At 69.8% G+C, this 22,554-nt stretch carries 22 protein-coding genes; 14 read left to right on the top strand and 8 right to left on the bottom strand.

What is annotated here, in order from left to right:
- The first annotated feature begins 13 nt into the window (after positions 1 to 13).
- From AC1P0E_RS01720 to AC1P0E_RS01700, 5 genes are all read left to right on the top strand, one after another.
- Positions 14 to 1,063, top strand: a complete 1,050-nt coding sequence (locus AC1P0E_RS01720) for a rhamnogalacturonan acetylesterase (protein ID WP_482740360.1) — start codon at positions 14 to 16, stop codon at positions 1,061 to 1,063.
- Positions 1,064 to 1,324: 261 nt separating this feature from the next.
- Positions 1,325 to 2,608, top strand: a complete 1,284-nt coding sequence (locus tag AC1P0E_RS01715) for an ABC transporter substrate-binding protein (protein WP_482740359.1) — start codon at positions 1,325 to 1,327, stop codon at positions 2,606 to 2,608.
- Positions 2,609 to 2,622: 14 nt separating this feature from the next.
- The gene (locus AC1P0E_RS01710) at positions 2,623 to 3,591 is read left to right on the top strand and encodes a carbohydrate ABC transporter permease (RefSeq protein ID WP_482740358.1); all 969 of its coding nucleotides are present in this window, start codon (positions 2,623 to 2,625) and stop codon (positions 3,589 to 3,591) included.
- Positions 3,588 to 4,448 carry a carbohydrate ABC transporter permease gene (locus AC1P0E_RS01705; RefSeq protein WP_482740357.1) on the top strand — a complete coding sequence of 287 codons (861 nt, stop codon included), beginning with the start codon at positions 3,588 to 3,590 and terminating at the stop codon, positions 4,446 to 4,448. Before AC1P0E_RS01710 ends, AC1P0E_RS01705 begins: the two co-directional genes overlap by 4 nt.
- A gap of 6 nt (positions 4,449 to 4,454) precedes the next feature.
- Positions 4,455 to 5,042, top strand: a complete 588-nt coding sequence (locus AC1P0E_RS01700; protein ID WP_482740356.1) for a hypothetical protein — start codon at positions 4,455 to 4,457, stop codon at positions 5,040 to 5,042.
- 36 nt (positions 5,043 to 5,078) lie between these two features.
- Here AC1P0E_RS01700 and AC1P0E_RS01695 read toward each other — a convergent pair whose 3' ends face one another.
- The 3 genes from AC1P0E_RS01695 to AC1P0E_RS01685 form a co-directional block, all read right to left on the bottom strand.
- A complete protein-coding gene (locus AC1P0E_RS01695; RefSeq protein ID WP_482740355.1) occupies positions 5,079 to 6,008 on the bottom strand; it encodes a DUF6807 domain-containing protein in 930 nt (309 codons plus the stop codon).
- Entirely contained in the window at positions 6,005 to 7,147 is a 1,143-nt protein-coding gene (locus AC1P0E_RS01690) for a Gfo/Idh/MocA family protein (protein ID WP_482740354.1), read from the bottom strand. The genes AC1P0E_RS01695 and AC1P0E_RS01690 overlap by 4 nt, the downstream gene beginning before the upstream one ends.
- Positions 7,148 to 7,280: 133 nt before the next feature.
- A complete protein-coding gene (locus AC1P0E_RS01685; RefSeq protein WP_482740353.1) occupies positions 7,281 to 7,754 on the bottom strand; it encodes a hypothetical protein in 474 nt (157 codons plus the stop codon).
- Between the two features lie 384 nt (positions 7,755 to 8,138).
- Here AC1P0E_RS01685 and AC1P0E_RS01680 point away from each other — a divergent pair, with 384 nt between their 5' ends.
- Positions 8,139 to 9,095 (top strand): ArsR/SmtB family transcription factor, encoded by a 957-nt coding sequence (locus AC1P0E_RS01680; RefSeq protein WP_482740352.1) that lies wholly within the window; start codon positions 8,139 to 8,141, stop codon positions 9,093 to 9,095.
- A 200-nt stretch (positions 9,096 to 9,295) separates the two neighbouring features.
- Positions 9,296 to 9,697, top strand: a complete 402-nt coding sequence (locus tag AC1P0E_RS01675; protein WP_482740351.1) for a hypothetical protein — start codon at positions 9,296 to 9,298, stop codon at positions 9,695 to 9,697.
- A gap of 358 nt (positions 9,698 to 10,055) precedes the next feature.
- Here AC1P0E_RS01675 and AC1P0E_RS01670 read toward each other — a convergent pair whose 3' ends face one another.
- Positions 10,056 to 10,184, bottom strand: coding sequence for a hypothetical protein (locus tag AC1P0E_RS01670; protein WP_482740350.1), 129 nt, complete (start codon positions 10,182 to 10,184; stop codon positions 10,056 to 10,058).
- Positions 10,185 to 10,516: 332 nt separating this feature from the next.
- Between AC1P0E_RS01670 and AC1P0E_RS01665 the strand changes: the two genes are divergently transcribed.
- The gene (locus AC1P0E_RS01665) at positions 10,517 to 11,122 is read left to right on the top strand and encodes a flavodoxin family protein (protein ID WP_482740349.1); all 606 of its coding nucleotides are present in this window, start codon (positions 10,517 to 10,519) and stop codon (positions 11,120 to 11,122) included.
- 217 nt (positions 11,123 to 11,339) lie between these two features.
- Here AC1P0E_RS01665 and AC1P0E_RS01660 read toward each other — a convergent pair whose 3' ends face one another.
- From AC1P0E_RS01660 to AC1P0E_RS01645, 4 genes are all read right to left on the bottom strand, one after another.
- Positions 11,340 to 12,968 (bottom strand): nickel/cobalt transporter, encoded by a 1,629-nt coding sequence (locus AC1P0E_RS01660; RefSeq protein ID WP_482740348.1) that lies wholly within the window; start codon positions 12,966 to 12,968, stop codon positions 11,340 to 11,342.
- A complete protein-coding gene (locus AC1P0E_RS01655) occupies positions 12,965 to 14,221 on the bottom strand; it encodes a tetratricopeptide repeat protein (protein ID WP_482740347.1) in 1,257 nt (418 codons plus the stop codon). The genes AC1P0E_RS01660 and AC1P0E_RS01655 overlap by 4 nt, the downstream gene beginning before the upstream one ends.
- A gap of 224 nt (positions 14,222 to 14,445) precedes the next feature.
- On the bottom strand, positions 14,446 to 16,014 hold the full coding sequence (locus AC1P0E_RS01650) for a DUF4331 domain-containing protein (RefSeq protein ID WP_482740346.1): 1,569 nt from the start codon (positions 16,012 to 16,014) through the stop codon (positions 14,446 to 14,448).
- A gap of 398 nt (positions 16,015 to 16,412) precedes the next feature.
- Complete coding sequence (locus AC1P0E_RS01645; RefSeq protein WP_482740345.1) at positions 16,413 to 17,159, bottom strand: anti-sigma factor; 747 nt, start codon at positions 17,157 to 17,159, stop codon at positions 16,413 to 16,415.
- 276 nt (positions 17,160 to 17,435) lie between these two features.
- On the opposite strand from AC1P0E_RS01645, the gene AC1P0E_RS01640 reads away from it, so the two are divergent.
- From AC1P0E_RS01640 to AC1P0E_RS01615, 6 genes are read left to right on the top strand one after another with little or no spacing between them, the layout of a single operon-like run.
- Entirely contained in the window at positions 17,436 to 18,695 is a 1,260-nt protein-coding gene (locus AC1P0E_RS01640; protein ID WP_482740344.1) for an NAD(P)/FAD-dependent oxidoreductase, read from the top strand.
- A 5-nt stretch (positions 18,696 to 18,700) separates the two neighbouring features.
- Positions 18,701 to 19,450: a DUF1365 domain-containing protein gene (locus AC1P0E_RS01635; RefSeq protein WP_482740343.1), complete on the top strand. Its 750-nt coding sequence runs from the start codon at positions 18,701 to 18,703 to the stop codon at positions 19,448 to 19,450.
- Positions 19,447 to 20,742: a class I SAM-dependent methyltransferase gene (locus AC1P0E_RS01630; RefSeq protein ID WP_482740342.1), complete on the top strand. Its 1,296-nt coding sequence runs from the start codon at positions 19,447 to 19,449 to the stop codon at positions 20,740 to 20,742. The genes AC1P0E_RS01635 and AC1P0E_RS01630 overlap by 4 nt, the downstream gene beginning before the upstream one ends.
- Positions 20,739 to 20,891 (top strand): hypothetical protein, encoded by a 153-nt coding sequence (locus AC1P0E_RS01625; protein ID WP_482740341.1) that lies wholly within the window; start codon positions 20,739 to 20,741, stop codon positions 20,889 to 20,891. The genes AC1P0E_RS01630 and AC1P0E_RS01625 overlap by 4 nt, the downstream gene beginning before the upstream one ends.
- Complete coding sequence (locus tag AC1P0E_RS01620; protein ID WP_482740340.1) at positions 20,891 to 21,715, top strand: DUF1295 domain-containing protein; 825 nt, start codon at positions 20,891 to 20,893, stop codon at positions 21,713 to 21,715. The genes AC1P0E_RS01625 and AC1P0E_RS01620 overlap by 1 nt, the downstream gene beginning before the upstream one ends.
- Positions 21,716 to 21,723: 8 nt before the next feature.
- Positions 21,724 to 22,500: an alpha/beta hydrolase gene (locus tag AC1P0E_RS01615; RefSeq protein WP_482740339.1), complete on the top strand. Its 777-nt coding sequence runs from the start codon at positions 21,724 to 21,726 to the stop codon at positions 22,498 to 22,500.
- Positions 22,501 to 22,554: the final 54 nt, after the last annotated feature.

Below are 22,554 nucleotides of genomic sequence, written 5' to 3'. Positions count from 1 at the left end.
TGAAGGAGCGCGCATGAAACGCACCGCCATGCTGGTCGCCCTGACGGCCACCCTCGGCTGCCTGACCGCCGTGCCCGCCGGAGCCGTGCCCCACAGCGGCGGGCGCGGGGGAGGACTCGGCCACTGCACGGGAACCGCGCCCGTCGTCTGCCATTTCGACGTCGCACCGGGCACGTACGACGTATCGGTCACCCTCGGCGGAAAGAGCGCGGGCAGCACCTCCGTCCTCGCCGAGGCCCGCCGCACCATGCTGGCGGAGACCGCCACGGCGCCGGGGCGGCGCACGCACCGCAGCTTCACCGTCAACGTCCGCGACCCGGAGGGCGAACCCACGGGCCCGGCCGGCACCCCGGGTCTGGACCTCACCTTCGCGGGAGCGGCTCCCGCCGTCGCCGCGGTCCGGGTCACCCCCGCGCCCCACGCCCGCAAGATCCTGCTCATCGGGGACTCGACGGTGTGCGACCAGCCGGGCGAACCGTACTCCGGCTGGGGTCAGCAACTGCCCCAGTTCCTGAGGCGCGGTGCGGCGGTCGCCAACTACGGCGACTCCGGTGAGAGCAGCGAGAGCTACCTGCGGCACCCGGCGCTCTTCCCGTCCGTCCAGCCGCTCGTCGAACACGGCGACCTGGTGCTGATCCAGCTCGCGCACAACGACAAGCAGACCGACGCGGCCACCTACCGCGCCAACCTCACCACACTGGTGGAAGGAGTACGCGAGCGCGGCGGCCGGCCGGTCCTCGTGACGCCCATCGTCCGCCGGTGGTTCAACGCTGACGGCACTCTCGACAACAACACCGCCCTGCTGGTCAACGGCCTCGGTGTGGACCATCCGGCCGAGATACGCGCGCTGGCGGCGCGTTTGGGCACCGGGCTGGTGGATCTCACCGCGCTCACCAAGGCGCGCGTGGAGGAACTCGGCTACGAGGCGTCCAAGCCGCTCTACCTGACCGCGGAGAAGCGCGACAACACCCACACCTCGGTGCGCGGCGCGACCGAGTACGCCGGGCTGGTCCTGGGGGAACTGCGCAGCCAGCACCTGGTACGGGAGCGTCTCCTGCGCTGAGGGACCCACCCCACGGCGCCGCCGTGCCCCCACGCGATACGTCGAACGACCCGGCCGGGGGCTGGCGCCAGATGTGAAGGCTCCGTTACGGTCTGGCCGTCCGAAGTCACGTATGGCGTTCGGTATTTCGGACGACGTGTGGGTTTCCTTCGTGTCGTCCGAACCGTTGACGGGTCTTGTCGGCGCCCCTACATTTCGCAGCAAGCGCTTTCCTGAAACGATTCATCCAGCTTTCATCCAACTACGGCGAGAAGGTGCATCATGCGTATGACCAGGAATGTGGAGAGGCGGACGTTCCTCAAGGCGGCCGGTGCGTCCCTGGCCGGCGCCGGCCTCACCGCCGCCGGCTGCGGCGCGGGCAGCGGTTCGTCCGGCGGTCCTGTCACCATCCGCTACGCCTGGTGGGGCGCGGACGACCGGGCGAAGAAGATCAATCAGACCATCGTCCTCTTCGAGAAGAAGCACCCCAAGATCAAGATCAAGACGGACTTCCAGCAGTACGGCGACTTCTGGAAGAAGTTCAACACCCAGGCCGCAGGCGGCAATCCGCCGGACGTGTTCCAGAACGCGATCGGCTTCCTGAGGAAGTACGACGCCAAGCGGGTGCTGCTCGACCTCGCTCCCCAGGCGGAGAAGGGCAACCTCGACCTGAGCGACTTCCGGGCCGGTCTGGAGAAGTTCGGGGAGGTCGACGGCAAACTGCTCGGCGTTCCGGTCGGTTCCAACTCGATGGCCTGCCTCATCGACGAGGAGGTCTACGAGAAGGCGGGCGTCACCCCGGAGCCCGGCTGGACCTGGGAAGACTGGGACGACGCCCTCATCAGGATCCACGACAAGGCCGGTATCGCGGGCGACTCGGGGCCGTTCGGCATCATGTACCTCTACGACCTGATACTCCGACAGAACGGCAAGGCGTTCTTCACCGAGAAGGACCTCGGCTTCGACGAGAGCGATCTCGTCCCGTACTGGACCGAGTCGGTGAAACGCATCAAGTCCGGACTGTACGCCGACCCGAAGAAGGTCGAGCAGATCAAGCCCAAGTCCGCGCTCGCCGGCGGCCTGGCGGCCGGCGAGTTCACCTGGGACAACTTCACCGCCCGCTACAGCGCCGAGGGCAAGAGTTCCTACACCATCGCCCCCATCCCCACCAAGGACGGCAAACGGACCGGCCAGTACCTCGGTTCGCTCATGCTCAGCGGCAGCGCCCGCACCAAGCACCCCGCCGAGGTAGCGACCTTCATCGACTTCATGGTCCACGACCCGGAGGCCGGCCGGATCATGGGGTACGACCGGGGTGTGCTGTCGACCACCGAGCAGTTCGAGGCGTTCCGGCCCACCGACCCGGTCAGCAGGAAGATCGCCGAGTACGAGAAGCAGATAGCCGACGCCGGTGTGCTGGAGCCCATCACCCCGCACCCGGCCGGCGCCGATGTGGTGGAGGCGGCCTTCCTGCGGATCGCCAACGACATGTCGCTCCGCAAGGCACCCGTCGAGGACTCCGTGAAGCAGTTCTTCACCGAGGCGAAGACGGCGCTCAACTCGTGATGGGAAGCCCACCCATGACTCAGGCGGAGAAATCCGTGCGACAGGAGGGCAAGCCACTGTCCGGCAGCGAGGCGGCACCCGCCGCCGGACAACCGGGCAGGGCGAAACGGGACGACCTGGTCGGCTACCTCTTCATGTCGCCCTGGATCGCCGGATTCCTGCTGCTCACCGCAGGACCCATGGTCGCCTCGCTGTACTTCGCGTTCACCGACTACAACCTCTTCGACTCCCCGAAGTGGATCGGTTTCGGCAACTTCTCCGAGATGCTCGCCGACCCGCGCTGGCGGACCTCGGTCGAGGTCACCGCCAAGTACGTCCTCATAGGCACCCCGCTGAAGCTGCTTCTCGCCCTCGGCATCGCACTGCTCCTCGCACAGAGCCGGCGTGGGCAGTCGTTCTACCGGGCCGCTTTCTACGCCCCCTCGCTCGTCGGCGCCAGTGTCTCCGTCGCCATCGTCTGGCGCGCCCTGTTCTCCGACGAGGCGGTGGTGGACCGGGCGCAGACGTTCCTCGGTATGGACGTGGGCGGCTGGATCGGCGACCCGGCGTGGATCCTCTACTGCCTGGTGGCTCTCACGGTCTGGCAGTTCGGGGCACCGATGGTCATCTTCCTGGCGGGCCTCAAGCAGGTGCCGCGGGAGCTGTACGAGGCGGCGGAGGTCGACGGCGCCGGGCCCTGGCGGCGCTTCTGGAACATCACCCTGCCGATGATCTCGCCGGTGATGTTCTTCAACATCCTGCTGGAGACCATCCATTCGTTCCAGATCTTCGGCTCCGCGTACATCGTCAGCAACGGCAGCTGCGGACCGGCCGACGCAACGCTCGTCTACACCTGCTACCTGTACCAACAAGGCTTCGAGAACAGCCGGATGGGCTTCGCCTCCGCGATGGCCTGGATGCTCCTGATCGCGGTCGGCCTGGTCACGGCGGTGCTGTTCTGGTCCCAGCGGCGCTGGGTGTACTACGAGGAGGCGGCCCGATGAGCGACACACTCACCACGCCCCGGCGGCGCTGCACCGGCTCGCTGCTCTGGCACCTGGGCGCGCTGGCGCTGCTCGCGGTGGTGCTCTATCCCGTCGCCTGGGTCGTCGGCGGCTCGCTCAAACCGAGCAGCGACATCATCGGCAGCCTCGAACTGTTCCCCACCGAGCCGATCACGGACAACTACCGGCGGCTGACCGAGGGCATCGCGGACATCCCGATCTCCACGTTCTTCATCAACTCCACCCTGATCGCGGTGGGTTCGGTCGCCGGTGTACTGCTGTCCTGCTCGCTCGCGGCCTATGCCTTCGCCAAGATCAGGTTCCCCGGGCGGAACCTGATGTTCGCGCTGATGATCGGCACCCTGCTCCTGCCGTACCACGTCATCCTGATCCCGCAGTACGTGCTGTTCCAGAAGATGGAACTGATCAACACCTACGTGCCGCTGCTGCTCGGCAAGTACCTCGCCACCGATGCCTTCTTCGTCTTCCTCATGCTCCAGTTCATGCGGAACCTGCCGAGGGAACTGGACGAGGCCGCCCGGCTCGACGGCTGCGGGCACCTGCGCATCTACTGGTCGATCGTGCTTCCGCTGTGCCGGCCCGCCCTCATCACCAGCGCCATCTTCACCTTCATCAATGCCTGGAACGACTTCATGGGCCCGCTAATCTATCTGAACGAGCCGGAGAAGTACACGGTCGCGCTGGGGCTGAAGATGTTCATCGACCAGGACGCCGTCGCCGACTACGGCGGCATGATCGCCATGTCGCTGGTCGCGCTGCTGCCGGTGCTGGCGTTCTTCCTCGCCTTCCAGCGCTATCTGATCGACGGCATGGCGACTTCAGGTCTGAAGGGCTGACCGGCAGTGGCAACTCGCCCCGTCCCGTTTCAGACGTCGCGGCTCGCGACCGGTTTCGGTGTGTTCGCCGAGTGCCTGCTCACCGGCGTGTGGATGACCCTGGCGGCCCTGCCGCTGCTGACGGCCCCGGCCGCCTTCGCCGCCGGGGCCCGCCACCTGCGCCGCCATCTGCGCCACGAGACCACCGGGTGGCGGCAGTTCACGGCCGATGTCCGCAGCGCGGCTCGCGGTGGCTGGCTCGTGGGACTGTCCGGCTTCGCCGCAATGTGGCTGCTCTGGCTGAACCTCGCCGCCGTACGGGCCGGGCTGCCCGGCGGGCGGTTCGTCGGCGCGGTGGGCGTTCTCGCCTTCATCGGGGCCGTGGTCAGCGTGCTGCGGGCGGCCGCCGCCTGGCACCCCGGCGCGACGTGGCGTGCCCTGCTGCGCGCGGCCGCCGCGCGGACCGCGCGCGACCCCGCCGGATCGCTGCTGCTGGTCGGCGGGTTCGCGGTGGTCGCCGGCTCCGCCTGGTTCATGCCACCGCTGGCGATCCCGGTGACGGGCGCCGTAGCGGCAGCCGCGCTGGCCGTCGAGACCCGCCACGCCTCCCGCTGAACAGCACTCTCCACCCGCCAGGACTCACCGAAGGATCTACCAGGACCGCAGGTGGGACTCGATCCGCCTGCGGTCCAGCTCGCCGTCGGCCACCACGATCCGGTAGCGGTAGGAGAAGCCGGCCCCTGGCGGCAGTGTGAACTCCTCGAAGAAGGCCCAGGAGAAGGCGACCGTGGGGGTCGGCTCGCTCCGTACGAACCAGTGGGACGGGTGGACGGCCCCGTCGTTCTCCGGGGCGTGGGCGAAGACCAGGGTGCTGCGCGCGTCGGCCTCGTCGTGCACGCTGGTGAAGGCCAGCCATGTCGCACCGCTGCCCATCATCTCGGAGGCCCCCGCTTCCCCTTCGCCTCCGTGCCCGTCCGGGCCGGACACGTCACCGCCGGTGAAGTCACGGGGCCCGCGCCAGTGCAGCCCGGTGTAACCGGCCGCATTCCGTCCGGCGGTCGTCGGCGAACCGAATCGCAGCGGCTCGTCACGGACGTTGGTGAGACGGATCGACCAGTCCAGTGCCCAGGAGCCCTGCTCCGGGTCGACGGAGTGGACGGCGACCGTGCGCCGCTCGCGCGCCCATTCGGCGCCGCCGTTCTCGATCCAGGTGAGCCGTTCGTCGAGCGTCAGCCGGTCGTCCGACACCGTCAGGGCGTCGAAGCCGTCGTGCCGCATCCATCCGATCCGGTCCCTCAGAGGCAGGTAACCCTCACCGTGGACGTAGGAGTTGCCGCCCCAGAAGTTCTGCCCGGACAGATGGCTCGCGGTCATCTGCAGACCCTTGTGCCAGCGGTGGTCGCTGGGCCGGTAACCCGTCACGAGGCGGCCCGCGAGGGTGCGCAGCGGGTGGACGTAGGGCTTGCGGGACTCGAACGCCTCGGTGTCGGGCCGGTAGACGTACGTCATGAGCTCCACCCCGCCGTACGAGACCACGACCTTCTCGCCGTGCGTATGGGTGACGGTGACGGGGGCGCTCATCGCGCCCCGCTTCTCGCGTCGGAGGGAGCCCAGTCGCAGTGACCGCCGTGCATGGCCGCGTGGAACGGGTCGCCGGGCGTGATCTCACCGGCCCGTACGGGTACGCCGGTGAAGGCCGCCTTGTAGAGAGCGGCGACGAACTCCAGGGTCCGGCGGGCGTCCGCTCCGCCGCCGGGCGGGCGGGTCCCGGCGCGCATCGCCGCGATGACGCCGGTCAGCTGGGCGGAGTGGGAGCTCGGCAGATCGACGGCGGGCGTGCGCCAGCCGTGGACGCGACGGGCGTCGCCGGCGGCGTGCGGGGCCGGGGTGTAGACCCAGTCGTCGTTGGAGTGTCCGTAGAGATGGGTGAGTTCGAGGGTGGCGTCCGCGCAGTCGATCCGGATCCGGCTGACCTCGTGCGGTGACACGACGCTGTTGACGACGGTCGCCAGGGCGCCGTTCGCGAACCGTACGAGCGCCGTCGAGACGTCCTCACTCTCCACGTCGTGCACCAGTCGGCCCGCCATGGCCCGTATCTCGGTCCAGTCACCGAGCAGGTGCAGCAGCAGATCGATCTGGTGGATGCCGTGTCCCATGGACGGGCCGCCGCCCTCGGTGGACCAGCGGCCGCGCCAGGGGACGTTGTAGTAGGCGGTGTCGCGGTACCAGGTCGTCTGGCAGTGCGCGACGAGCGGCGTGCCCAGTTCACCGGAGTCCAGCAGCTCGCGGGCGTGCGCGGCGCCGGAGCCGTGGCGGTGCTGGAAGACGACGGACACGTACGGCCCGCCCCGGCCCTCCTGGCCCTCGGCCGCGGCGATCGCGTCGTACTCGGTGAGAGACAGGCACAGCGGCTTCTCGCACAGCACCCAGGCTCCGGCCCGCAGCGCCTCTACGGTCTGCTCGCGGTGGAACGCCGGCGGCGACGCGAGCAGCACCAGGTCGGGGCGGGCGGCGGCCAGCATCTCGTCGAGGCGCTCGAAGCCCGCGACCGGGCCGCCGGCTGCGGCGCGGAACGCGTCGAGCTGCGCTCTGTTCACGTCGACGGCGGCGACGAGTTCGATGTCGTCGGAGTGATCCGCGAGCGCGGGCAGATGGCTGCCGCGGGCGATGGCTCCGGTACCGACGACGGCGGCACGCAGCCGGCCTGGGGGACGTGGCATGAAGTGTTGCTCCTCGCGACGACCGTAGAAAGCGCTTGCTGCACGAGCTGTGGAAACTCTAGGGGCGCGGCCCGGCCCGCGACAAGGTGCTCTTCCCCATGTGGCCGGACAACGGCGTTCGCGCGACGGGCGCTCACCGTGGGCGTCCGTGGGTGAGGCGGAGCAGCGCGGCCGTCGGCGTACGGGGCAGTGTCACCCCGACCTCGGCGGCCCCCGGACGCATCGCCGCTTTGGCGTCGCCTCCCGTCGGGTGCAGCACCTCCACAGCGCTCACCGTGTCCCTCAGGTCCGTGAGCGGGATGGGCAGTTCGTGCGGTCCCCTCGCGTCGCGGCGCCACACGAGGAGGTACGCGCAGCGGTCCGACCGCATGCCGAGCGCGACCCATGGGTCGTCCCAGCCTGGCAGGCCGAGTGGCCAGAAGGGCGTGGCGGCGGGCAGGTCGCCGCGGATGCGCTTGTACGTCGACACGGCTTCGCGCACGAGCCCGCGCTGATGCGCCGTCATGCGGTCCAGATGGCCGGAGAGACGGATCCGGCCGGGCAGCGCGCTGCCGAGCGTGAAGCCGATCTCGTCGCCGGTGAATTCCGGCTGCGGACATGCCCACACCGCCCCTGCTCCGGCGGGACGGCGGTGGGGGCGGACGCGGCGATCGGCGGGTGGTTCCCGTCCTCCACCTCGAACCACGGGGTACCGGTGTGACCGCCCACAGACCGTTGTCCGAGCCGCGGTCAGGCCCGGCGACGAAGCCGCCGAAGAAGACCGAGATGTCAGCGATGATCCGAGTCGTGCCGGGGCAGGCCCGATCCGTCGCACGAACCGGTTCACGGGCGTATGCGCGGTCAGGAAGCGGGCGCGGCCTACGCTGAATGCCGGATCGGGCGCGGCGGGTTGGAGCATGCTGGGGGTGCGCTCACGCGCTCTACTTCGGTGGCAGGAGGCCGGTCGGTGTTACGCATTCACTTCACGACAGAAGATCTCGCCCGGACACGGGTGGCTGCAACGATCGGCGTCGCAGCGGAGGTCTACTACAGCCTGGAGCTGCTGAGAGAGAACCGGGAGCTTCCTCACTTCCGCACGTGGCGGTCAGCGGTCGCGGGCCGGATGGGAGCCGACACCCGCCCCCTGACGTCCCTGGTTCCGGTGCGCGGTCCCGGGCTTGATCTGCTGGCCCTGATGGGCGATGTGCCCTCTGTGGACCACGCCGTGGACAACCTGCTGCACGCCCCGGTGTCCCGGCTGCGACGCGAGTTCGAGGGTCTCGACTTCCGCCCAGGGCACCTGCCATGGGCCAGACGGGTGTCCGAGGGCGACCGCGACGCGCGGCGGGAGCTCGCCGAGGCCGTGCGCGCCTGCCATCGGCTGACCGTGGAGCCCTACTGGCATCAAGGACGGTCCGAACTGGTCGCGCTGTCCACCCGTTGCGCGAACCTGGTGTTGGAGGGAGGCATCGATCTGCTGCTGCGTTCGATCTGCGCACCACTGGTCCGCTGGCGTCCGCCGGTGCTCGAAGCTCCCTACCCGCGCCGAGTCGAGGTGCGTCTCCAGGGAAGGGGACTGATCATCACGCCCACGGTCTTCGCGAAGCGCCCGGTGAGCTTTCTCTGGGACCCGCTCGATACCGCCCAGCCACCCCGACTGACCGTGCCGGCTGTCCGCCGGCCGCTGACCGGTACCGGAACGGCAGAAGCGGACGGCTCCGCCGTGCGGAACCTGGAGTCTCTGCTCGGCCGCACGCGAGCTGCCGCCCTGCAGGTGACAGCAGAAGGCTGCACGACGAGCGAACTGGCCCGCCGCCTCAACGTCACTGCCGCAGCGGCCAGTCAGCACGCGACCGTGCTGCGGAACACGGACCTCATCACCACCAGCCGCCGAGGCGGGTCCGTGCTGCACCTCATCACCCCCCTCGGGCTGGCCCTGCTGCGGACCGGTGCCCTGACGGAACCGTGAGGCCCGAGGGCACCGCGGCGTCAGACCGGTGAGCGTAGCGCCGCCCTGCGCGGGTGCCACCGGACACTCGTGCCGAGGTGCGTGAGGCGCCGCGCCTGCCGTCCCGCCCCCCTTAAGCGGTGACTTAAGAGGTAGGCCGCACGTGGCCGACCCGCCCAGGATGTGAAGCCACAACCGGCTCATCCCATCCTGGAGACCGCATGAAGACTCATCTCGCCGCCGCCCTCGGTTCCGTCGTGCTGACCGCGGGCACATTGCTGGGCGCTCCCGCCGCCGGCGCGCAGACCGCCGCCTACCCGACCAAGCCTTTCGACGTCACATACGGGGCCAGCTACGTCCGCGGCACCCTGACTTGGTACAACCGGTCGGTCGGGGCCGTTGGAACACTCCGGGCCGTCGGCTGCCGCAGGGCGTGGTTCGGCGCGTACAGTGCCTCTGGCAACCAGCTCGGCGCCGGGAGCACCAGCACCAAATGCGACGTGACGTATCCGTTCAACATCGGAATCCCCGCGGATGTGCCCGGTGGGGCCGCATATGTCATCGTCTGTATTGACGATGCGAACGCGAAACCACTCAAGTGCGAGCGCTACAACCGGCCCTGACCCATCCGACCGGTCGGTGAGTTGCCGCACCAGCCCTGGGGCGGAACAACACGCGACGCCCCGGTCCCCACGAGGCAGCGATTCCTTCCATCGACGGCCAGGCCCCCAAAGCACAGCACGGAGTTCCGCTTCGCCAAATCGCACACTCGAGGCGAGCCGGACGTGGGCACGGGAGCAAAGCCGCTGTCCATCAATGTGCCCTGGCAAGCCGTGTGACGGCCTGCCAGGGCTCGGGTGTACCCCCGAGCATCTCGGAGGGCAAGCTGCGAGTGCACTGGGCTCACCAGCACCGCGGACACCGGTCGGATACGTGGACCGGTATCAGGCCACTTCTGGCCATGCGGGCTCGACACGGGTATCACCTGAGGTCGATTGAGTACGCGCTTCCGTCCAACTTCCAGCCGTCGGTGCCTTCGTCGATGTCGGCCACGACGACGGCATCGATGAAGTGGTCCTGGAAATCGTCGTGAGTCGGCTCGCCGGCCATCCAGAGTTCCTTGATTCCGCTCCAGTCACTCCGCCGCCCTGCGCGTACCGCATACCCCGACCTGCCGCAGGGATCACCACATGGCACCCGCGACAACACTCCGAAGAGATCAGCAGGGACGGTTTGGCCCGGGCCTGGTACAGCTACGACGATGCCGCTGCCATGAGCCTCTGTGGTGGGCCGGCCCCACCCCGTCTGACCGGCCACGATAGGCCATGCCGGGGAAGCGCCCCCGACGCCCTCCGGCGCGGAGTCCGGCAGGTGCTGGTTCCCTCGGGCGAATTGTTCGGTCGGACTGTGTGACAGCGAGACGGAGGGGCAGTTGACCATGCATGCGAGCTCTGGTTGTCAACTGCACTCTCAAGCCCTCCCCCCAGCCGTCGAACACCGAGGCACTGGCCGAGGTGGTCACCGCGGAACTGGTGTCGCGGGGGGTGAGCGTGGAGTCGGTGCGGGCGGTGGACCTCAACCTGCTGCCCGGCGTGAAGTCGGACATGGGCAGGGGTGACGACTGGCCACAGGTGCATGCGAAGCTGCTGAACTCCGAGATCCTCATCGTCGCGTCCCCGACCTGGCTCGGCCGGCCGTCCTCGGTCGCGCAGCGGGTGCTGGAGCGGATGGACGCCATGCTTTCGGAGACCGACGACCAGGACCGGCCAGTGGCGTACAACAGGGTCGCCGGTGTCGTCGTGACCGGAAATGAGGACGGTGCCCACCACGTCATCAGTGAGATCAGCGGAGCCCTGGGCGACATCGGCTACACGATCCCGGGCCAGGCCTGGACGTACTGGCACCTGGGCCCGGGCGCCGGTCCGGACTACCTCGACGACGAGCGCGGGCACGACTGGTCCCACAAGACCGGCCGCGCCATGGCCGCCAACCTGCACACCACGGCCCAGGCACTGGCCGCTCACCCCCTGCAGGCGCCTCCCGCCTGAAGGCGACCGGCGGTGGACCGGGCGGGGAACCGGCGGCACCAATCCGGGGTTCGTACCGCAACGAATTACTTCCGAAAGGGATCCGCCCATACATGTGGGGCGCGAAACATCCTTGAACGGTCGAGGCCATTGCTCGGGAGCCGGAAGTCACCGGTCGGACTACCCGCGAGCACGCCCTCGTACAGAACACCACGACACGGAGCCGGTGAGGCGCGTGTCACCAGGGGCCCTCGGCGGCGCGGACCGTGAGGCCGATGCCGACGAGCAGGACGAGAGTGGAGGTGGCGACGGGACCGTAACGGGCGAGTCGTTTCAGCCGGGCCCAGTGGTCGGCCGAGGTGGTGTCCATGCCGGTCGCGATGCGGTCGCGCAGCCGCACGAGGACCAGGCCGGCGAGGGTGAGCGTGCCGGCCATGCCGAGGCCGTAGGCGATGACCAGGGTTACGCCGAAGGCCGTGCGGCCCAGGGCGACCGCTCCGAGCAGGACGACGAGTGCGGAGGGGCTCGGGACGAGCCCGCCGGCGATGCCCATGCCGATCAGTCCTGTGCGCCTCGTCCTGCCGGGCCGGCGGCTGGTAGGACCCGAGTGCGGGTGGGAGTGGTGGTCGCGTGTCCTGGTCAGTACGGCCACTGAGCCGTCCCCCTCGAGTTCCGCGCCTTCGTGGGGAGGCCGACGAGCCGGCACCCGCGCCGGCGGCTCGTGACCGGAGCCGTCGTGGCCGTGGGCGTGCGTGTGGCCAGGATGGTGATGGTGATGCTGGTAATGGTGATGATGATGGTGAGCGGGCCGGTCGAGCACGGCGGAGCGCAGTAGCCACAGGCCGATGGCCGTGACGATGAGACCGCTCGCCGTTCCCAGCCAGGTGAGGACGGTTTCCCCGGCCAGATGGGTGGCGGCCGGCAGGGCGAGCCCGAGGACGAGGACGCCCGAGGTGTGGGTGAGGGTGACCGTGGCCCCTACGGTGACCGCGTCTTTGGGTGTGCCGCGTCTCCCCGCCAGATAGGCAGCCATGATGGTCTTGCCGTGGCCTGGCATGGCCGCGTGAGAAGCACCGAGGACCACGGCGAGCAGCAGCGCCAGGAGCCCGATGGGTAAAGTCAGTTCGCGTGAGGCGACCAGCGAGTCGAACACGCCGGAAACCTTGCCCAGTACGGCGCCGATGAGCCCCGTGTTGGGCAGTGAGTCCCGTGCTGCACCACCGACGTCGCCGTGTCCGGGTACGGCGCGCAGCGTGGCCGTTCGCTGGTCGAGTGGGGTGGCGAGAGGGTCTTGCGGATAGCTTCGCAGTTCGTTGGTGGACGAGCGGGCGGGCACGTCGGAGTGCGTGAGGGCGACGCCTTGGCCGCGAGCTGTCATCTCGTGCCAGCCGATTCGCCGGCTGTCGTAGCCGGTGCGTACGTCGATGTCCGCGGGGGAGCGCAGGTCTGTCCGGGCGATCAGTGTGCACTGAAGCCGGCTGGTCTTCAGCCCGGCTTCGCCGGGATGGTAGGTCAGAGCGCTGCCGGCGGGCTTCCAGTCGACAGGACTGCCTTCCACGCTCACCCGCAACCGACCGGCCAGTTCCGCACAGTCGCGTCGGGCGTGGGTCCGGGCCTCCCGCGCGTCGACGCTGCCGTCGCCGTCACGGTCGACGAGCGGACGTTGCTGGGCGGCGGCGATCTCGGCCCGGTCCACGACCACCAGAGCCTCGATGCGGTCGGGGCGCAGAGTCAGCCCCGTGTAGTGGTTGACCGTGAAGTTTCCCAGCGGATGAGCTGTGGCAGCGGGAGCCGTGGCCACGGCGCACGCGCCGACCAGGAGGGCCGTCACGAGGCCGGACGCGGCGCGTCGGTAGGTCGGGTTCATCGGGTGCCGTCGATTCTGCGGAGCGCGGTGCGCGCCTCGGAGGCGTGCAGCGGGTGGAAGTGCGGGTCGATGGTGACCGCGCGGTCGAGGTCCTGGCGGGCGGCGCGCGGGTCGCCCAGCGCCTGGTGGATCTTCGCCCGGTGGTAATGGAACAGGGCGCTGCGCGTCCCCAGAGCCAGGGCCCGGTCGGCATGCTCGAGTGCCTCGGCGTCACGGCCGGCGCGATGGAGGGCCCATGCGCAGGCGTCCTGTACGGCGATGAAGGGCCGGCCGCGAAGCGCCTGCCGCCCCATCGAGACGGCCCGGACCGGATCACCGTGGTCGGCCTCGAAGAGGATCGCGTCCACGTCCGGGGCGCCCCGGCTCGCGGTACGCAACCGGTCCTGGGCGCGCAGCAACTCGTACTGAATCTCAGCCTGTTCCTCGCGGCCGAGTGACTGCTGGAGTTCGCCCAGGCCAAGGAGGTACGGGGGCTGCGGCGTGATCGCGATGGCGGCGTTGTAGTCGTCGACGGCGGGCCCGGTGTTCCCCAGAGCCGCGTGAACACGGGCCCGCGCTTCCAGCAGTGCGGGGTCGCGGGGGGCCGCGCGAAACCCGGCGTCCGCTTCACGCAACGCCGTGACCGGACCGCCGGACTCCAGGGCCAGGAGGGCGAGGTGGGTACGTGCGAACGCCCTCTCCGATCCGGTGGACGCCGCTTGGAGCGACCTGCGCATCAGCTCCCGCGCGCGGCGCGTGTCGCCCCGCAGCTCCCATGTGTAGGAGGCGCGGGCCAGGGAGGCGGCGTCCGGCCGGAGGTCGGTCATGCGTTGCACGGCCCGATAGGAGGCCTCGTACTGCCCCAACTGGGTGTAGGCGTCGGCCAGTACGCCGTGCGCCGCGGAGCTGGACGGGTTCGTCGCCGTGGCCTTCCTGGCCCAGGCCAGGGCGCCCGGGAAGTCGTGGCGGGCGGCAGCCAGAGCGCCCATGCCGGTCTCGGCCTGAAAGTTGTCGTCCGGCTGAAGCCCGAGGGACTTCCGCAGAGCGGTCTGCGCTCGTGTGTAGGTGGCGGGATCCGCGGTCGTACGGCCCTGCTGGACGTATGTCATGCCCAGAGCGGCCCAGCCGACCGGATCGCCGGGCAGCCGCCGCACCCGCTCCCTGAGAGCTGCGACGGAAGCCTCCAGGGACGACTCGGCCGCGGCGCCACGCTCACCGCTCGACCTGGCCAGGGCGTCGTCGGTGGCCGGCTGGCCCTGTGGTGCGAGACCCACCGCCCCCACGGTGAACAGGACAGACCCCAGGGCAAGCGTGATGAGCGTGTTGCGCAGCCGCCTGTGGCGGGCAGTGCGCGATCGGCGGGACCGAGCGGTCATGGGTGATGGCGGCACAGAGACTCCTCGGTGCGGCAGTCGGATCAGGCAGCCGGGCGGGGTACGGGAGCCCCGCCCGGCGTGCGGGCACGTGGCCTGGAATGTGGCTGGGACGAGGGGGTCGGTCAGCTGGTTGCGCGGCGGCGCCGCAGCCGGTACCCACCCGCGCCGAGCAGAAGAGCTCCCACTCCGCCGAGCGCGGAGGCGTGCGAGGTGTTCATGGCCGACTGCTGTACGCCGCCGCCCCCCGGCCCGCTGTTGACGCTCTTGGTGTGCGGCAGGGCCAGGTACGGGAACCTGCCCTTGAAGGGCACCTCGTTGGTGTCCACCTTGTCGCCCTCGGCCAGCGCCTCGACGAGCCCGCCCGTCTGGGCGGCGCCTTCGACCGCCTGAAGGGAGATGTCGATGACGTCGTCGGCCAGTCGGCGGCCGTTGGGGAAGCCGGCCAGGTCACCGGCGAGGACGCCCAGTCGCTGCGGGTCGCGGGCCGGCGGGACGGCCATGTTCAGGCGCAGTTCCTCGGCCGGCACGATCTTGCGGGCGGGCGCGTCCTGGTTGAGGCTGTGGGCGTTGAGGTCCGCCTCGATGGGGCCGCACGCCTTGCAGATACCGGTGAGGTAGATCTCCGCGAGGTCGTTGCGCGGCGCCGGGGGCGCCGGGATGTTGTACACCTGCTCGATCAGCTTCGGCAGGATCGGGTCGTAGACCTTGTCGACGACCTCCTGCACGGTGCGGTCCCGGTGGGGCGAGCTCGAGTTGAACGCGTCCTTGAACTTCAGCGGTACGACGACTTCGTTGACCAGCGGGTTGCCCAGGCGTGAGACCTGGCGCCAGCCGGCGTTCGTCTTCTTGCGGCTGTCGGTGACGTTGGCTCCGCGGCGCTCGGTCGTCGACCACACACCGATGACCGGGTTGCGGGAGGTGTTGCCGCGCAGGGCGAGCTGACTCTTGGGGATCTGCAGTGCCACGGAGTTGACGTTGTAGCCGGCCAGGGTGTCCTGGCCGCGCTTGCTGAGGTCCCCGCCGTAGAGGAGGTCGAAGACCCGCAGGTCGGCGAAGAACGGGTCTTCTGCCTGCCCGGCGAACGCCTTGGCACCGCGAGGTGCGTTGCGCACGGCCTGCGCGCGCAGAGCGCCGTAGTCGGGCATCGACGCCTCACCGGTGCGTGACGGTGCGACGGGCGCGTCCCGCAGCAGTGTGCGGGTGCGACGGCGTGAGTCGGTGACGGTCAGGTCGTAGACCTGACGGAAGTTCAAGTCCGGGTCATTGAGTGACGTCACCACCCCGGTGTTGTACAGGAACTGGTCGGCGGCATCGCGGATCTTGTTCTTGAAGCGCCAGGTGTAGGTGACGTCGGCGCGTCCGTCGCCGGTGTTGTCGATCTTGATGTGGTAGCGGGCGTCGTCCGCGAAGGCGTAGAAGTTCGGGCCGCCGTTCGGCTCCTCGAAGGGGATCCAGTTGGCGACCAGCGTCACCGTGTCCGAGCGGTCGGGGCTGGTGAACGCGTACACGTCCGTGTTGTCCGCCCGCGGGTCACCCGCGATCAGGGGTGCTTCGCGGTGGCTGGAGGCGGCACTTGTTCCCGGCGCGAGCGTGAGCACGGCCATGCTGGTGGCCAGGGCTCCGGCACCCAGCACAAGCAGCGACTGGTCGAGAACACGCCGATTGCGGGGCGTCGTGGAAGGGGACGTCAAGACTGATCCTCTCGGCTGCGAACCCGCCCTCGAACGGCCGCGCGGGCACGCGGAAGGGGTGGGTTCATCACGTGGGGAGGGTGATGCGGCGACCCAGCGGGCGGGACATCAGAACGTGTCCGGGCGGCTTCCACGAGGGCATGGCGGCCCTCGCCGGTCGTGACTGTCACCACGCATCAGATGCGCAAGCGAAGAAAACCACGCCGGAGGCGGCGTCACGCCGGTGTTTCGCGCCCGATGGCTCGGCCTGGCCGGCCGATCCCCCCAAAACCGCTGGTGGCAGGGGGTGTGGTGCGCACCCCGAGTGGTGACAATCGACGGCGACACGACGCCGGTCGTTAGGCCGGCCGAGTGTTCCTTCCCGTATCGCGAGTCGATTGCGAAACTCCGCGCGCGCATCAAGCCGGGAGTGTCATGAGTGCCAGGGGTGTGGTGGTGGGCCGGGACGAGCCGCCGGCTGGTTCCACCGTGATGCCCATGCCCGTGGCCCGGTCCACGTCGCCCTCCATCACCACACCACCGTCGCGCCCGACGAGACCGGCCGGCCTCATCGGGCCCCCGTCGTCGAACCACAGCTGGTACGTCCTGCCGCCGGACAGCGTCGGCAGGCCGGCCGCCAGGAAGACCGCGCTGTTCTGGGTCCAGGAGACGATCACGGTGGCTCGCGCGCCGCCCTTGACGCTCCCGGAGGCGCTACGGGCGTCCGGAGCGGCCAGTACCCGCGCCATGTCCGCGGTCTCCTCCCTGGCTTGCTGGGCGCGCTGTCCGGCCTGCTGCGCCTCCTGGAACTGCCAGGCCGCCGTCCCTCCGAACGCGGTGGCCGCCGCCACACAGGCGGCCAGGACCAGACGGGGCACGTGCCGTGCGGGGGGAGTCGCCGGTCGACGTACGGCATCACCGTCCCTCACACGCGGGGGCAGTTGGCGCACCGTCTGGATCCAGGTGATGACCTCGCGCTTCATCGCGGGCGGGGGCGCGGCGGCCACGGCCGCTCCCAAGCGGGCCGCGGTCGCGGTCAACTCCCGTACTTCCTGCGAGCAGCCCGTGCAGTCCCGCATATGGCGCTCGACCGTCTCGCGCTCGCCGTCCGACACCGCGTCAAGGGCGTAGGCGCCGGTGAGGACATGCACGTGTTCGTCAATCATGCGTTCACTCCCATGCAGTCCGGAAGCCGGATCGGACCGTCCCGCAGACACGTCTTGACTTTTCCCAAGGTTCCTTTGGGTTGATTCGTAGCCGTCGGCGTCGCGGATGGGTTCAACGTCCGACTTTGTGTGCCCCCGCGCGACGCGATCGCTCCCCGACCAATCCGGATCGCCTCCGGTGACGAATAAGGGGCGTGAGGGAAGCGGTACGGCCTCGAGGCAGCAGAAGCGGGCTGCGAGGCCGTACCCACTTGGCAGCGTGAGCGGCGGAGGACCATGGAGCGGCGGAACATAGCAGTGGTGGGCGGGGGAGTGGCGGGCCTGACCGCGGCGTACGTACTCCAGCAGGCCTGTGACGTCACGTTGTACGAGGCGGACACCAGGCTCGGTGGACACGCGCACACGCACGAGCTGGCCACGACCGACGGACGGCCGCTCCGCGTCGACACCGGCTTCATCGTGCACAACGAGCGCACCTACCCGACGCTGCTCCGGCTGTTCGCCGAGCTGGGCGTCGCCACCCAGGACTCCGACATGAGCATGTCGGTGCGATGTGAGGGCTGCGGACTCGAGTACGCGGGAGCTCGCGGGCTCGCGGGCCTGTTCACTGGACGCAATGCCATGCGTGGTGGATATCTCCGGATGCTCACGGAGGTGCCCGTGTTCCACCGGGCGGCCCGCCGCGTCCTGGCCTCCGGCGGCGAACCGACGTACACCCTGCGCCGGTTCCTGGACGACGGCGGTTACTCCGCCTACTTCGTCGCCCACTTCGTCACCCCACTGGTCTCAGCCGTCTGGTCCTGCGCGCCCGAGACCGCCATGCGGTATCCCGCCCGGTACCTGTTCCGTTTCCTGGAGCACCACGGCCTTCTCTCGGTCAAGGGCTCCCCGCAGTGGAGGACGGTGACGGGCGGCTCCGTCGAGTACGTCGACCGGGTCGCGAAACAGCTCAGCACGGTGCGTACAGGCGCCCCCGTACGCTCAGTGCGGCGCTTTGCCGACCGCGCCCGTGTGGTGACCGACGACGGCGACGTCCAGGCATACGCGGCGGTCGTCATGGCGGTCCACCCCGATCAGGCTCTGCGCATCCTGGCCGACCCCACGGAGAACGAGCGACGGCTTCTCGGAGCGTTCCGCTACTCCCGCAACCCGACGGTCCTGCACACCGACACCACGCTGTTGCCCCGCTCCCCGAAGGCACGGGCGTCGTGGAACTACTTCATGCCCTCCTGCGAGTCGCCGGCCGACGCCGTACAGGTCAGCTACGACATGAACCGCCTGCAACGCCTGGGCGCCGGGAACGACCATGTCGTCACCCTCAACGGTGACGGACGAGTGGACCCCGGCAAGGTGCTGGACCGCATGGTGTACGAGCACCCCGTCTACACGCCGGAGTCGGTGGCCGCGCAGTCGCACCTGCCGGAGCTGAACACCACCGTGACCGCGTTCGCCGGCGCGTACCACGGCTGGGGCTTTCACGAGGACGGCTGTCGTTCGGGAGTCGAGGCGGCGGCCGCTCTCGGTGTGCGGTGGTGACGCCCGTGACCGGCGCACCGGTCCGGTCACGGGCACCGGCTCTCTACGACTGTGTCGTCTCCCACGCCCGCACCGCGCCGTTGCGCCACAGCTTCCGGCACCGCACCTACCTGTGGCTGGTCGACCTGGACCGGATGCCCGTACTGCCCCGCGTACTTCGCCCGCTGGCGCGATTCGATCCCGGCGATCACTTCGGTGGTACGGCGCCGGCCATCCGCCGTGGCCTGGACGCCTACCTCGCGGCCAACGGGGTGAGCCTGGACGGCGGCCAGGTGCTGATGCTGGCGCACGCGCGGGTGCTCGGCTACGTCTTCAACCCGATCACCGTGTACTGGTGTCACGATCGCACCGGCTCCCTTGTCTGTGTCGTCGCCGAGGTGCACAACACCTATGGGCAGCGCCACTGTTACCTGCTGCGCACCGACGCCGACGGCAGGGCGGAAGTGGCGAAGGACTTCTATGTCTCGCCCTTCTTCCCCGTCGACGGCACCTATCGCATGCGCCTGCCGGCACCGCGCGAACGCCTGGACCTGACCGTCCAGTTGCGGCGCGGTGAGGCCGCCCCCTTCACCGCTACGGTCCGCGGAACGCGGCGACCGGCGACCGCCCGGCACCTCCTCGGCGCGGCGATGCGTCGCCCCTGGTCCACGGCAGCGGTCTTCGCCGGTATCCGCCGGCACGGCATACGGCTGTTCCTTCGCGGACTTCCCGTACATCGCCGACCTCCCCACCGGACACAAGAAGGCATGAAGTGACAGTTCCGACAACGCGTAACACCGACCGGGTCCTCCTCGTGCCCCGGCAGCGAGCGGCGACCGGCGGCGGCAGGTGGCCCGACGCTGCCCGGCTGCCTCGTGGTTCACGAGCACGGACCGCCGCCACTCGCCTGATCCTGCGGGGTGCGTTCAGGCGGCTGCCACTGCGCGTGCAGCTGGGAGAGACGCCCGCGACGGGAAGAAGCGGGCCACTCCTGCGTGTCCTGGATCCCCAGGCGTTCTTCCGGCGGATCGGCGCCGACGGGCTGGTCGGTTTCGGTGAGTCGTACATGGCCGGGGAGTGGGACGCCGACGATCTGGTCGGCGTCCTGACCGTGCTGGCCGCCCACGTGGACGACCTGGTGCCGGCGCCCTTGCGACGGCTGCGGGGGCTTTGGGTACGACGACGGCCGGCCGCGCAACGCAACACCGTCGCCGGGGCCCGGGACAACATCCGCAGCCACTACGACCTGTCGAACGAGCTGTTCGCCCTGTTCCTCGACCCGACCATGACGTACTCCTCCGCCGTCTTCCCCGCACTTCCGGCGACCGGGAAGACCTTCGCGTCCGCCCAGCACCGCAAGATCGACCGCCTCCTCGACCTCGCGGGCGTAGGACCGGGCACCCGCCTCCTGGAGATCGGCACAGGGTGGGGAGAGCTGGCGCTGCGGGCTGCCTCGCGCGGCGCACACGTGACGACGGTGACTCTCTCGGCCGAGCAGCGTCAACTGGCCCAGCGCCGAATCCGGGAGGCGGGGATGGCCGAGCGGGTGACGGTGGACCTGTGCGACTACCGCCATGTCCGCGGCACGTACGACGCGGTGGTGAGTGTGGAGATGATCGAGGCTGTCGGCGCCGACTACTGGCCGGTCTACTTCGCGACCCTGCGGGAGCGACTCGCCCCGGGCGGGCGGATAGCGCTGCAGGCGATCACGATGCCGCACGAGCGGATGCTGGCCACCGGCCGGAACCACACCTGGATCAGCAAGTACATCTTCCCCGGCGGGCTCATTCCCTCGATGACCGCCATCGAGCGGGAGTCGGCGCGAGCGGACCTGCGCATCGCGGCGGACCACGGCTACGGCGAGCACTACGCCGAAACGCTGCGGCTGTGGCGCGAGCGCTTCCAGCAGGAGACGGAGCGGGTGGAAGCGCTCGGTTTCGACGCCGTCTTCCGCCGCATGTGGGAGCTGTATCTGGCGTACTCCGAGGCAGGTTTCCGCGCCCGCTATCTGGACGTACGGCAACTGCTGCTGACCGAGAACACTACGCAACAGGGAGCGGCCCGATGACGTCTGTCACGAACCGTCTGTTCGCGTTCCTCGGGCGATACTTCCCAGACCCCGTGCCGGTACGGCTGCGAGCCCGGGACGGCAGCGAGGCCGGTCCAGCCGCCCCGCGCGCCCGGCTTCACCACTGGTACGCACCGGAGGCATCGTGATGAACGGATATCCGTGGGCGGCGTTCGCCGCCAACCTGGCACCGGCCGCCGGGGCCGCGCTCGCCGTCATGCTCTTCGTCTTCGCCCTGGCCGCCGTCAAGGGAACCCACCGGCTCGTGGACGTCGCCTGGGGCCTCGCCTTCACGGCGGTGGGCGTCATCTCGTACGTGATGTCCGCCGACCACGGTGACGACACGAGACGTCTGCTGATCGCAGTGGCGACCGCGGCGTGGGGTGTGCGGCTCGCAGCCCACATCGCGTGGCGCGGACATGGGCACGGCGAGGACCCACGCTACGACCGCATGCTGGCCAAGGCGCCCGGCAACCGGACGCTGTACGCCCTGCGCACCGTGTATCTGCTGCAAGCCGCACTGGTGTGGCTCGTCTCCCTGCCGGTCCAGGCCGCCCAGTACGCGCCCGAGCCGGTCGGACCGCTCACCGTGGTGGGCCTCGTGGTCTTCGCGACCGGCCTCGTCTTCGAAGCGGTCGGCGACTTCCAGCTCGCCCGCTTCAAGGCCGACCCGGCCCACCGCGGACGCATCATGGACCGGGGCCTGTGGAGCTGGACGCGCCACCCCAACTACTTCGGCGACTTCCTCGTCTGGTGGGGCCTGTACCTCATGGCCTGCGGCAACTGGCAGGCCGCAGCCGTATCCCTCGTCTCACCCGTGGTGATGACCCTCCTCCTCACCCGGGGCAGCGGTAAGAGGCTCCTGGAGAACCACATGGCCGGACGCCCGGGCTACGCCGCGTACGTGAAACGTACGAGCGGCTTCTTCCCGCGTCCGCCCCGCCGCCCGTCCGAACAGGAACAGGAACAGTGAGGCGCGAGATGACCATGCCCGCAGAGCACCGCGACGACAGAGGCCGCGACGAGAGAGGCCACGCTGGTCGGGCGCTGCGCTCACGGGCCGTCCCGCCCGCACCGCGGGGATCGGTCCTGCTCCTGCACGGCGGCCGCTCGGACGCGCTGACGCCACCGCCGCTGCTCAATCTGCCAAGTGCCCGTATGAGGCTGTTCGGTACCGCGATCCTGAGAGCGGCGGGGAAAGACGATGTCTTGCTGGCATCCGTGCGCTACCGCTACCGCGGCTGGAACGGATCGCGCACCGACCCCGTGCACGACGCGTACGAGGCCCTCGACCAGCTGAAGCTGCTTGCCCCGCTCAGGCCGGTCGTACTGGTCGGACACTCCATGGGCGCCCGAGCGGCGCTGCGCGTCGCTGAACACTCCCACGTGAGCGGGGTCGTGGCCCTCGCCCCATGGTGCCCGCCGGGCGAACCGGTGGCGCACCTCAGGAACAAGCACGTCATCGTGCTGCACGACGAACAAGACCGCGTCACCCATGCCCACGACTCCTGGGACTTCGTACGCAGGGCCCGAAGCGCGGGGGCGAATGCCTGCGCCATCGCCATGCCGCGCGGCGGACACGCCATGCTGCGCGACGCGGGCACCTGGCACCGTCTCACCGCAGCCTTGACGGCGGGCATCCTCGGGGTGCTGCCGCTGCCGGCCGGCGTGAAAGCGGCGCAGGCCGGGGACGACGCGGTGCTCAGCGCGCGCGGCGTTCTCCAGGAGGTACCCCGAGCAGGCTGTCGGCCATCCTGACGCACGGCAGGACCGCTGCCCGGCCCGGGTGAGGGCCGTGCAGCGGTCTTTTCG

The sequence above is a fragment of the Streptomyces sp. TRD_SC_5 genome (assembly GCF_056836825.1).
Note: the sequence above shows the minus strand (reverse complement) of the source record. Positions and strands in the feature narration are given on the sequence as shown.